Annotated in this window: 10 protein-coding genes; 4 read left to right on the top strand and 6 right to left on the bottom strand. The window is 73.0% G+C overall.

The annotated features are described in order from the left end of the window. From ACP7BI_RS10225 to ACP7BI_RS10200, 6 genes are all read right to left on the bottom strand, one after another. Entirely contained in the window at nucleotides 1-1,650 is a 1,650-nt protein-coding gene (locus tag ACP7BI_RS10225) for a TIGR04028 family ABC transporter substrate-binding protein (protein WP_425846044.1), read from the bottom strand. Between the two features lie 93 nt (nucleotides 1,651-1,743). Beyond that, complete coding sequence (locus ACP7BI_RS10220) at nucleotides 1,744-3,027, bottom strand: O-acetylhomoserine aminocarboxypropyltransferase/cysteine synthase family protein (RefSeq protein ID WP_425845831.1); 1,284 nt, start codon at nucleotides 3,025-3,027, stop codon at nucleotides 1,744-1,746. After that, nucleotides 3,024-4,205, bottom strand: coding sequence for a MalY/PatB family protein (locus ACP7BI_RS10215; protein ID WP_425845830.1), 1,182 nt, complete (start codon nucleotides 4,203-4,205; stop codon nucleotides 3,024-3,026). The genes ACP7BI_RS10220 and ACP7BI_RS10215 overlap by 4 nt, the downstream gene beginning before the upstream one ends. Nucleotides 4,206-4,629: 424 nt before the next feature. Next, a complete protein-coding gene (locus ACP7BI_RS10210; RefSeq protein WP_425845827.1) occupies nucleotides 4,630-5,157 on the bottom strand; it encodes a DUF6328 family protein in 528 nt (175 codons plus the stop codon). Between the two features lie 27 nt (nucleotides 5,158-5,184). Next, on the bottom strand, nucleotides 5,185-5,442 hold the full coding sequence (locus ACP7BI_RS10205) for a DUF7218 family protein (protein ID WP_425845824.1): 258 nt from the start codon (nucleotides 5,440-5,442) through the stop codon (nucleotides 5,185-5,187). 54 nt (nucleotides 5,443-5,496) lie between these two features. After that, nucleotides 5,497-6,435 carry a DMT family transporter gene (locus ACP7BI_RS10200; RefSeq protein ID WP_425845821.1) on the bottom strand — a complete coding sequence of 313 codons (939 nt, stop codon included), beginning with the start codon at nucleotides 6,433-6,435 and terminating at the stop codon, nucleotides 5,497-5,499. 47 nt (nucleotides 6,436-6,482) lie between these two features. On the opposite strand from ACP7BI_RS10200, the gene ACP7BI_RS10195 reads away from it, so the two are divergent. From ACP7BI_RS10195 to ACP7BI_RS10180, 4 genes are read left to right on the top strand one after another with little or no spacing between them, the layout of a single operon-like run. Beyond that, nucleotides 6,483-7,259, top strand: coding sequence for an EI24 domain-containing protein (locus ACP7BI_RS10195; protein ID WP_425845819.1), 777 nt, complete (start codon nucleotides 6,483-6,485; stop codon nucleotides 7,257-7,259). 29 nt (nucleotides 7,260-7,288) lie between these two features. Then, nucleotides 7,289-8,377: a lipid II:glycine glycyltransferase FemX gene (locus ACP7BI_RS10190; RefSeq protein WP_425845817.1), complete on the top strand. Its 1,089-nt coding sequence runs from the start codon at nucleotides 7,289-7,291 to the stop codon at nucleotides 8,375-8,377. Then, nucleotides 8,374-9,426, top strand: coding sequence for a lipid II:glycine glycyltransferase FemX (locus ACP7BI_RS10185; RefSeq protein WP_425845814.1), 1,053 nt, complete (start codon nucleotides 8,374-8,376; stop codon nucleotides 9,424-9,426). Before ACP7BI_RS10190 ends, ACP7BI_RS10185 begins: the two co-directional genes overlap by 4 nt. 25 nt (nucleotides 9,427-9,451) lie before the next feature. Further along, nucleotides 9,452-10,519 (top strand): lipid II:glycine glycyltransferase FemX, encoded by a 1,068-nt coding sequence (locus tag ACP7BI_RS10180; protein WP_425845812.1) that lies wholly within the window; start codon nucleotides 9,452-9,454, stop codon nucleotides 10,517-10,519. Nucleotides 10,520-10,529 lie beyond the last annotated feature (10 nt).

Raw genomic sequence — 10,529 nt, 5'->3', positions numbered from 1 at the left:
TCAGCCCTCGAGCGAGACGCCCGAGAACTCGGGGCGGCCGACCGACTCGGTCGCGAAGCCGTCGACGCCCGGCCGCACGCCGTAGACCTGCGGCTCCTCGAAGAACGGCAGCACGTACGCGTGCTCCGTCAGGTGCGCCTGCACGGCTGCGGATGCCGCGGCGCGCCCCTCGGTCGTCGGCTCCGATGCGACGCGCTGCAGCAGCGCCTCGAGCTCTGCGTCGATGGGCGCGCCGCTCTCGTCGTCGTTCTGCAGGGTGTTGCGGTTGGCGATCGAGAACTGGCTCTTGATGACGTCGAAGTCGGCTCGCCCGACCATCGAGTGGTAGATCTGGATCTGGTCGATGTCGGCGGACGCCGCGGTCTGCGCCGCCTGGTCGCCCTGGAAGAGCTCGAGCTCGACGCCGATCTCGCGCAGCTGCTGCGCGATGAGGGTGATGACGTCGCGGGAGCGCGGCTGGGGGAGCGCCTCGTTCACGACCAGGCGCAGCCGCTCCCCATCCCGCGTGCGGATGCCGTCGGCGCCGACCTGCCACCCGGCCTCGTCGAGCAGGCGGTTGGCGAGCGCCGGGTCGTGCGCGTACGCGTCGGCCTGCTCGGCGTACCCGAGCGCCGTGCGGCTGAGCGACGAGGTCGCGAGCGGGTAGCCCTCGGAGAAGATCGACGAGACGAGCTCCTCGCGGTCGATGCCGGCGATGAGCGCGCGCCGCACCGCGATGTCGGCGAGCAGCGGGTGGCCGAAGCGGAAGCTCAAGCCGTTGTTGACGCCGTTCGTCTGCGCCGCGACGATCTCGAGACCCGCGGCGGCGACCTGCGCCTCGTGCTGCGGCTCGACCTGCCGCGCGATGTCGGCCTGGCCGGCGACGAGCGAGCCGATGCGCACGCTGTCCTCGGGGGCGATCACGATGTCGACGGCGTCGAGGTGCGGGCGCCCCTGCACGGCCGCCGACGGCGGCGCCCACGCGTAGTCCTCGCGCGCGGCGAGGCGGATCGAGGTGCCGACCTGCTCGGACTCGACCACGAACGGGCCCGCGCCGATGATCTCGGCCGCGTTCCCCGGGCCGAAGCCCTCCGAGTCCCGCTCGAGCGTCGCATCCGCCAGCAGTCCGGAGTTGATCGTCGACACCGCTTGCGCGAACCCGGGGGCGGGGGCGCTGAAGTGGAAGCGCACGGTGTCGTCGTCGACGACCTCGCCGCGCTCGTAGTTGTTGATCGCCTCCGAGACGATGAGCGCCCGCGAGGGGTCGCCGAGGCCGAACAGGTCGAAGTTGGCGACCACGTTCTCGGCCGTGACGGGGGTGCCGTCGGAGTAGGTGACGTCGGTGCGCAGGTCGAAGGTGTACTCGGTCGCGTCCTCGTTCACCTCGGGCAGCGCTGCGGCGACCCAGGGCTCGAGCTCGAGCGTCGCGGGGTCCTGGTGCAGCAGGCGAGCGGTCACGTTGTTGACGAGCGCGCCGTTGGGGTAGAAGCCGGCCGCCGGCGGGTAGAGCGAGGTGTACGCCTGGTGCTCGAGATAGGTCAGCGTGCCGCCCGTCGCGGCGCCGCCGTCGGATTCATCGGGCGAGGCGGCGCTCGCGGAGCACGCGCTGAGCGCGATGGCGGACGCGGTGGTGACGGCGACGACGGCGCCGGCGCGGGAGCGGGTGCGGATCACGGATGACCTCCATAAGCGGTGCTTGGGTGTGATCAAGGTAGAGCCGATCACCGCTCCCGACGCACGGCGCGACGACACACGCCGTCACAATCAGGGCTCGAGACCCCCGAGCGCCTGCTGCAGATCCGCGACGATGTCGTCCGCGCGCTCGATGCCCACCGAGATCCGCACGAGCCCCGGGGTGATGCCGAGCGCGAGCCGTTCGTGCTCCTCGAGCTTCCCGTGGATGGTGCTGCCCGTGTGGATCGCGAGCGAGCGCACGTCGCCGATGTGCGTCATCTGGCTCACGAGGCGGAGCCGGCCGAGGAACGCGCGCGCGGCGTCGCGCCCGCCGTGGAGCTCGATCGAGACGATCGAGCCGGCCCCGCGGGGGAGCATCCGCTGCGCGACGTCGGCGCGCGCATCGCCCACCGCGCCCGGGTAGTGCACGCGCGCGACGGCGGGATGCGGCTCGAGCGCGGCGAGCACCGCGTGCGCGTTCGCGACGTGCCGCTCCATGCGCAGCGACAGCGTCTCGATGCCGTGGAGCAGCAGGAACGCGCTCGTGGGCGGGAACGTCGGACCGTGCTCGAGCACCGTCACGGCGCGCAGGTGAGCGCCATAGGCGGAGCCCCCGAATCGCGCCGCGAAGGAGGGCGCACCGTGCGGTCGCGGCTCGTGCAGGTGCGGGAAGCGCTCGGGCGCCCAGGCGAAGCCGTCGCCCCAGACGATCGCGCCGCCGATGACGGAGCCGTGGCCGCCGAGCCACTTCGAGGTCGAGTGGATGACCACGGCCGCGCCATGCTCGAGGGGGCGGCACAAGTAGGGGGTCGCGACGGTGTTGTCGACGACGAGCGGCACCCCGGTGCGCGCGGCGACGCGACCGAGGAGCGCGAGGTCGGCCACTTCGCCGAGCGGGTTCGCGATCGACTCGGCGTAGATCGCGCGGGTGGTCGGCCGCACGGCCGCGACCCAGCGCTCCTCATCGGCGTCGATCGGCAGCGCCTCGAACTCGAGCCCCGCGCGAGCGAGCGAGCCGCGCACCATCTCGCGCGTCCCCTCGTAGAGCCGATCGGTCGTCAGCACGTGGTCACCCGCGCGGGCGAGCGCCTGCAGCGCCGCGGCGATCGCTGCTTGGCCGCTCGCGACGAGCACGCCGTCGACGCCGCCCTCGAGGTCGGCGATGCGCCGTGCCGCGACGACGTTCGTGGGGTTGTCGTTGCGCGAGTACGCGCGCTGCGCGCTCTGGCCGGCGAAGCGGAGGGCGCCGTCGTCGAAGCTCTCGAACACGTAGCCCGCGCTCTGGTAGATCGGCGTGACCCGCGCGCCGGCCTCGCTGTCGATCACCGCGCCGGCGTGCACCTGCCTGGTCTCGAAGCCCCAGCCCGCGCTCATCGCGCGCGCACCGTGGCGACCGGCCGCACCGCTGCCGCGATGCGGTCGACGGCCTCTTCGAGCACCGGCGCGGGGGTCGCGAAGACGAGCCGCACGTGGTCGTCGAAGCCCGAGCCGCACAGCGCGCCGTCGGTGAGGGTCACGCTCGCGCGCTCGCGGAGTGCTGCTGCCGGCGAGCCCGGCAGGCCGAGCGCGCCGACGTCGAGCCACGCGAGGTACGTCGCCTCCGGAGGGCTCCAGCGCACCTCGGGCAACCGCTCGGCGAGCAGCTGCGCGAGGAGGTCGCGATTGCGCTGCAGGTAGGCGTTCGCCTCCGCGAGCCACGCCGAGCCGTCGCGGTAGGCGGCCGTCGAGGCGATGACGCCGAGCGTCGACGCGCCGTGCGCGACGGCGAACCCGAAGCGGCGGTAGCGCTCCTCGTCGGCGTCGTTCGAGGTGATGAGCTGAGCCGCCTTGAGCCCGGCGATGTTCCACGCCTTCGACGCGCTCGTGCCCGTGATCGTGTGCGCCGCGGCCGCGGCGCTGACGGATGCGTAGGGCACGTGCGCGCGCCCGTCGAAGCGGATGGGCGCGTGGATCTCGTCGGCGAACACGCGCCCGCCGTGCCGCTCGACGATGCGCGCGATCGCCTCGAGCTCGCCGCGCGGGACGACGGTGCCGGTCGGGTTGTGCGGATTGCAGAGCACGAGCGTTCCGGCGCCGGCGGCGAACGCGCGATCGATCCCCTCGAGGTCATGGCGCCAGCGGCCGCGATCGACGACGCCGGGCACCTGGAGCACCTCGCGGCCGAGCGTCGCGAGGTAGGTGTGGAACGGCATGTACGAGGGCGTCGGCACGATGACGGGGGAACCCTCCGCGGAGTACTCGGTCACGGCGACGCCGAGCGCCGCCATGACGTCGGAGACCGCGTGCACGCGCTCGGGGTCGACCCTCCAACCGTGCTCGCGCGCCTGGAACGCCGCCGTCGCCTCGCCGAGCTCCGCTGCCGTCGCCGGCGCGAGGTAGCCGAGCACGTCGTCGCGCACCGCGCGCTCGAGCGCGGCGCGCACGGGCGGCGCCGTGCCGAAGTCCATCTCCGCCACCCACGCGCCGATCGTGCCCGGGTGCAGGCTCCACTTGCGGCTCGAGGGCCGCTCGAGCGCCGCCCTGCTGATCCCGTCCCATGCCTGCGCGCCCATCGCCGCCTCCTCCGTGCCGAATGGACGCCACCCTCGCAGTGGCCGAGCCGCGCCGACCACTCCGCCGAGTAACACGGCGAAACGCACTCGTCGATCGCTCGCTCGATCCCGGCGGGCAGCACCCCGAGGTGAACGGGCGGCAGCGCCGGACGCCGTCAGACGCGCGTGTCGCCGTCGTCGTCCGCGTCGTCGGAGGATGCCGGGGCAGCTCGCGCGGCGCGACCGTCGCGGGCGGGATGCGCGGCGTGAGCACCGAGGCCGCGTCGGTGGCGATCCCGTAGTGGAACATCGTCCACACGACCGACTCGCCCGCGGCCGCCGTCGTCATGCCCTCGCCCGACGGCGGGTCGAGGTACTCGGCTGCTCTTCGCCGCGCAGGGTCGTCGCTCGACCTCCCGCGGTACGCCACTCGCGGCGGGCCCGATCACCCGTCGGCCGCCGATCCGTCGGCGCCGCTGCGCGCCGACTCGCGCCGCACCGCCCACGCGAGGATCCAGAGCGCCACGACGACGACGCCGCTGAGCATCGACGCCCACAGTCCGGCCGTCGGCGAGACGACCACTTCGAAGATGAAGCTCGTCACCGCCACGACGAGCAGGGACACGACGACGAGCGTGATGATGAGCAGCACGTTGCCGAAGCGGACGATCTGCTCCTTCATGCGCTGCCGGAAGTGCAGGCGGTGCACGAGCACGGGCGTGAGGCCGAGCAGCGTCGCGAGCCCCGCGAGTGCGACGAGCACGAGGTAGTGCTGCACCTCGTCGGCGTCGAGGTCGCGGAAGCCCGACTGGAAGGCGACCGCGAGCAGGAAGCCGGAGATGAGCTGCGTGCCCGTCATGACGACGCGCAGCTCTTGGAGGATGTCGGCGAAGTTCCGATCGGCGCGCTCCTCGCGCGTCTCATCGCGCCCGCGCCGACCGTCCCTGGCCGGTGCTCCCGCGCCGCCGTCCATGGTCGGCATCCTGCCACCGGCTCTGCGTCAGTGGTTGCGGAGCCGGTCGATGAGCTCGGCCTTCTTGAGCTTCGAGGTGCCCTCGACACCGAGCTCCTTCGCGCGGTCGCGCAGCTCGTCGACCGTGCGGTCCTCGTAGCGCTCCGCGTCGCCGCCGCGCTCGCCGAGCTGCTCGCGCCCGTCGCGCGCTGCAGCGTTCGCGATCCTGGCAGCCTTCTCGGACGAGTTCCCCTCGTCCTTGAGCTTCCGGTACAGCTCCTCGTCCTTGATGCTCGGGTTCGGCATCCGATCCTCCTCGCGCTGCGTGCCCACCGATCCGGGCGCCGGTGGGCGGCGATGCTACGCCGGTCGGCTGGACGAGCGCGGAGAGGGGAGCGCGAGCAGCGCGATGCCCGCCGCGACGACCGCGAGCCCCACCCAACCGACCGCGCTCGGCCGCTCGCCGACGACCACCACCGCGAGCACCGTCGCCACGACCGGCTCGGCGAGCGCGAGCGTCGTCGCGCTCGAGGATGTGAGCGCCCGCAGCGCGTAGCCGAAGAGCAGGTAGGCGAGCGCCATCGGCACGAGCGCGAGGTACGCGACGGTGAGGATGCCCGCGGGCGCGACGAGTGGGCCGAGCCCGACGATCGCGAGCCAGCCGAGGCACACGGCACCGCCGACGAGGAAGAGCGCGCCCATCGCCCCCGACGCCGGCTCGCCGCGACCGATGATGCGGGCGCCGGCGAACGCGTAGAGCGCGTAGCCGAAGCCGGCGGCGAGCGCGAGGCCGACTCCGGCGAGCGCGGCCGACGCATCGGCCGCGGCGACGCCGCCGTGCCCGCCGACCGCGAGCAGCACGATGCCGACGAGCGCGAGCGCGGTCGCGAGGCTCCAGCGGCGATCGGGCCGACGGCGATCGACCGCCCACTCGAGCAGCGCCGCGAAGATCGGGCCGGAGCCGAGGGCGACGACGTTGCCGACCGCGACGCCCGCGAGCGCCATCGACGGGTAGTACGCGGTCGGGTAGAGCACGACGCCCGCCGCGCCCGCGAGCACCCACCAGAGGTGCGCGCGCTGCCGCAGCACGCCGAGCACGCGGCGCGCCGAGACGAGCGCGAGCACCACGCCGCCGATGCCGAAGGTCGCGAGGCCGATCGCGAGCGGCGACGAGCCGGCGGGCGCGAAGTGCGCGACCGTGCCGGTCGTGCCCCACAGCACCGCCGCGAGCAGCACGGCGATCGCGTGGGATGCGCCCGGCACGCCGATCGCGCGGGGCGGGGAGGCGGGCTCGGGCACCCTCGATCCTAAGCACGAGCGGGGCAGCCCCGTGCGAGCATGGCGGCATGGGCAACCGCATCTCCGAGCTGCTCGCCGGCGCCGGCCTGCTGCTGCGCGGCTTCGGCACCTGGGCGCGCGACCCGCGGCTCATGCTGCTCGGCGCCGTGCCGGCGCTCATCGTCGGCGCGCTCATGCTCGCCGTCGTGATCGTCGTGAGCTTCCAGGTGGGCGGTTGGGCGACGTGGCTCACCCCCTTCGCCGACGGCTGGGATCCGGGCTGGGCGGGCGCGCTCCGCGTCGCCCTCGCACTCGGGCTCATGGTCGGCGTCATCGTGCTGTGCGTGCTGACCTTCGCCGCCATCACGCTCGCCGTCGGCGATCCCTTCTACGAGCGCATCTCGCGCGAGATCGACGAGCGGCTCGGCCGCGTGGGCGAGGCGCCCGATGCGGGCTTCTGGCGCTCGGCGGCGAAGGGGCTGCGCGACGCGGTCGTGCTCATCGGCATGGCGATCGGCACGGCGCTCGTGGTCTTCCTCGTCGGGCTCATCCCGCTCGTCGGCACGGTGCTCGGCCTCGTCGTCGGCGCGGTGCTCGGCGGCCGGGCGCTCGCGCGCGAGCTCACGGGCTACGCAGGCGATGCCCGCGGGCTGAGCCTCGAGGAGCGCCGCGCGCTGCTCGCCGCGCACCGCTGGCGCTCGACCGGCTTCGGCATGGTCGCGTACCTGCTGCTGCTCGTGCCGGGCGTCGCGGTCGTCGCGACCCCCGTCGCGGTCGTCGGCGCGACCCTGCTCGTGCGCGACCTGCGCGGCGAGCCGACGACCGCCCCCTCGCCCTCGTCGTAGGCTGGGGGATCCCCCGACCGAGAGGTTCCATGCCCGCTGCAGCTGTCGTCCGTCGCGCGACCCCCGGCGAGATCGCCGAGTGGGATGCGCTCATCGAGGCGAACCCCGACGGCGGCCACATGGTGCAGTCGAGCGCGTTCGCGGCGACGAAGCGCTTCGACGGGCTTGAGCCCGTGCACCTCGTCATCGATGCCCCGCTGCCCGCCAGCACGCCGACCGGGGAGCCGACCGAGCGCATCCACGCCCTCGCGCTCGAGGGGAAGGTGTCGCTCGGCCGCTACTGGTACCTGCCGATGGGGCCGACGGCGACCGACATGGCACCCGTCGTCGAGGGGCTCCGCGAGTTCGCGAAGGCCGAGCCGGGGCTGCTCGTGGTGAAGATCGAGCCGCACCTCGAGCGGAGCCCCGAGCGCATCAACGAGCTCGTCGCGCTCGGCCTCGAGCGGAGCCGCGACATGCAGGTCATGACGCACACGGTCGTGCTCGACCTCTCGCAGGGCGAGGAGGCGCTCTTCGCCTCGTTCTCGCAGATGATCCGTCGGCAGGTGCGCGGAGCGCTCAAGAAGGGCTACCGCGTCGAGCGGCCCGAGCCGACGCAGGAGACGTTCGACCGCATGCACGCGATGATGCTGACCGTCGCGGGCGGCAAGGGCATGGCGGGCATGCGCGAGCGGGCCTACTACGACCGCTTCTGGGGCGAGTTCGCGAAGGCCGGCACCGGCCGCTTCTACTTCGGCTACGACGACGACTCGGGCGAGCCGCAAGCCGGCATCTTCGTCACGACCGCCGGTCGCACCGCGGTCTACAAGGACGGCGGCTCGCGGCCCGACCGCAAGATCAACGGCGGTTCGGCGCTGCTGCTGTGGACGGCGATGCAGGACTGCATGGCCGAGGGCAAGCTCGCCTTCGACCTCGCCGGCACGCCGCCGCCCGAGCGCGCCGACGACCCGACGCATCCGTTCCACGGCCTCGCGCAGTTCAAGCTGCGCTTCGGGCCGATCTCGAGCTTCCTGCCGTCGTTCGACCTCGTGCTGCACCCCGCGCGCCACCGCGTGTGGGAGAGCGTCGTGCGGCGCGTCGAGTGGCGCATCAAGAAGGGCCCGGACACGCTGCGATGACCGACATGCGACTGCGACGGGCGACCGAGGCGGAGCTGCGCGACTGGGACGAGCTCGTGCTCTCGAACCCCGACGGCGGCCAGTTCACCCAGACGCTCGCGTTCGCCGAGCTCAAGCGCTGGGACGGCTTCGAGACCCACCACCTCGTCTTCGACGCGGAGCAGCCCGTCTTCGCGCTCGCGCTCGAGCGGAACGCCTGGATCGGCCGCTTCTGGTACTTCCCGAGCGCGCCCTTCCACCCCGACATGGCCGCGGTCGTGCGCGCGACGCGCGAGTTCGTCGAGCGCGAGCACCCACGGCTGATCTCGGTCAAGCTCGAGCCGAGGCTCCCGCGCGACGCGGCGTCGCTCTCGATGCTCGCGGATGCCGGGCTCGCGCAGGCAGAGGACGTGCAGCTCCACACGCACACGGTGATCATCGACCTCGAGCGCAGCGAGGAGGAGATCCTCGCCTCGTTCTCGAAGACGGCGCGGAAGCTCATCCGCCGCGCGGAGCGCGACGGCTTCACGGTCGAGCGCGTCGAGGGCGACGAGGCGCTCTTCGACCTCGCGTGGCAGCGGATGCAGACGATCCGCGGCGGGCAGGGCCTCGAGGGCATGCGCGGCGAGGACTACTACAAGACGATCTGGCGCGCGTTCACGAAGCGCGGGCAAGCGGACTGGTGGCTCGGCCGCGACGGCGGCGACGGGCCGCAGACGGTGACCTTCACGATCCCGTTCGGCCGCATCGCGATCGACAAGGACGAGGGCTCGCGGCCCGACCGCCTCATCGAGGGCGGCGCGCACCTCGGCCGCTGGACGCGCGTCAAGCACTACCGCGAGCGGGGCTTCGCGGGCCTCGACATGATGGGCGCACCGCCGACGTGGGCGAAGGACGACCCGGACCACTGGATGGCGGGGCTCAGCCGCTTCAAGCAGCAGTTCGGCGAGGTGGTCGACTTCGCGCCCAGCCACGACCTCGTGCTGCGGCCCGGTGCGCAGCAGGTGTGGCGGAAGTACGTGCGGCCCGTCGAGTGGCGAGTGAAGAAGCGGTACACGGGTGTCTGGTGATGGTGCGGCTGGTGATGGAGGAATGATGCAGGGGTCGGGCTTCGCGCTCCGCGACGCGACCGCGGCGGAGATCGCCGATTGGGACGCACTCGTGCTGACGAACCCGGACGGCGGACAGTGGACGCAGTCGAGCGCCTACGCGATCGTCAAGCGCACCGAGCGCCTCCACCCGCGGCACCTCGTGCTCGAGGGCCCCGAGACCGTCTACGCGCTCGCGCTCGAGCACCGCTCGCTCGCGGGCCGATTCTGGTACTTCGCGACCGGGCCCGGTGCATCGTTCGAGCACTTCGGCGCGATCGCCCAGGCGATCCGCGCGGCGAAGGACGGCGCGGCGAAGGGCGTCTACGCCGTCAAGGTCGAGCCGTTCGAGGTCGACACCCGCGAGCGTCGACAGGCGCTCGCGGCGAGCGGCTACCGCGCGGCGAACCCCGTGCAGCAGAACACCTACACCGTGCTCGTCGACCTCACCCGCCCGGTCGACGAGATCTTCGCCGGGTTCAAGAAGAGCCTGCGCAACCACATCCGCTACGCCGAGCGCAACGGCTACCGCGTCGAGAAGGTCGAGCCAGGCGAGGAGACGTACCGCACGATGTACGCGCTCATGCAGACCGTCTCGGGCGGCAAGGGCGTCGAGGGCATGAAGCCCTTCGAGTACTACCGCACGATGTGGAGCGCTGCCGTCGCGCAGGGGAGCGGCCACTTCTGGTTCGGGTACGACGGCGCGCACGACGGGCCCCAGGCATCCGCCTTCATGATCCGCTTCGGACGCTTCGCACTCGCGAAGGACGGCGGCTCGGTGCCCGATCGCGCGATCCGCGGCGGGGCGCACCTGATCCGCTGGACGGCGATGCAGTGGTTCAAGGCGCAGGGCGCGGAGGTCTACGACGCCTACGCGACGCCGCCCTCGTGGCAAGCGGACGACACGTCGCACCGACTGCACGGGCCGGGCGTCTTCAAGCGCGTCTTCGGGCCGATCGTCGACCACCTGCCGACGCACGACCTCGTGCTCGACGCGCGCCGCTACCGGCTCTTCCTGCGCCTGCTGCTGCCGATCGAGCGCCGGGTGCGCCGCCGCCCGTGGGGCATCTGGTAGCCGGAGCCCG

The sequence above is a fragment of the Agrococcus sp. TSP3-2-1 genome, assembly GCF_049897585.1.
Classification (GTDB): domain Bacteria; phylum Actinomycetota; class Actinomycetes; order Actinomycetales; family Microbacteriaceae; genus Agrococcus.
The sequence above is the reverse complement of the archived record's forward strand: the minus strand, read 5'-3'. Positions and strand labels throughout refer to the sequence as shown.

Bases quoted from the DNA above. Each gene is read 5' to 3' on its own strand.
- ACP7BI_RS10220 (WP_425845831.1), bottom strand. From the start codon at position 3,027: ATGAGCGCGGGCTGGGGCTTCGAGACCAGGCAGGTGCACGCCGGCGCG.
- ACP7BI_RS10195 (WP_425845819.1), top strand. From the start codon at position 6,483: ATGGGCAACCGCATCTCCGAGCTGCTCGCCGGCGCCGGCCTGCTGCTG.
- ACP7BI_RS10210 (WP_425845827.1), bottom strand. From the start codon at position 5,157: ATGGACGGCGGCGCGGGAGCACCGGCCAGGGACGGTCGGCGCGGGCGC.
- ACP7BI_RS10180 (WP_425845812.1), top strand. From the start codon at position 9,452: ATGCAGGGGTCGGGCTTCGCGCTCCGCGACGCGACCGCGGCGGAGATC.
- ACP7BI_RS10215 (WP_425845830.1), bottom strand. From the start codon at position 4,205: ATGGGCGCGCAGGCATGGGACGGGATCAGCAGGGCGGCGCTCGAGCGG.
- ACP7BI_RS10205 (WP_425845824.1), bottom strand. From the start codon at position 5,442: ATGCCGAACCCGAGCATCAAGGACGAGGAGCTGTACCGGAAGCTCAAG.
- ACP7BI_RS10185 (WP_425845814.1), top strand. From the start codon at position 8,374: ATGACCGACATGCGACTGCGACGGGCGACCGAGGCGGAGCTGCGCGAC.
- ACP7BI_RS10190 (WP_425845817.1), top strand. From the start codon at position 7,289: ATGCCCGCTGCAGCTGTCGTCCGTCGCGCGACCCCCGGCGAGATCGCC.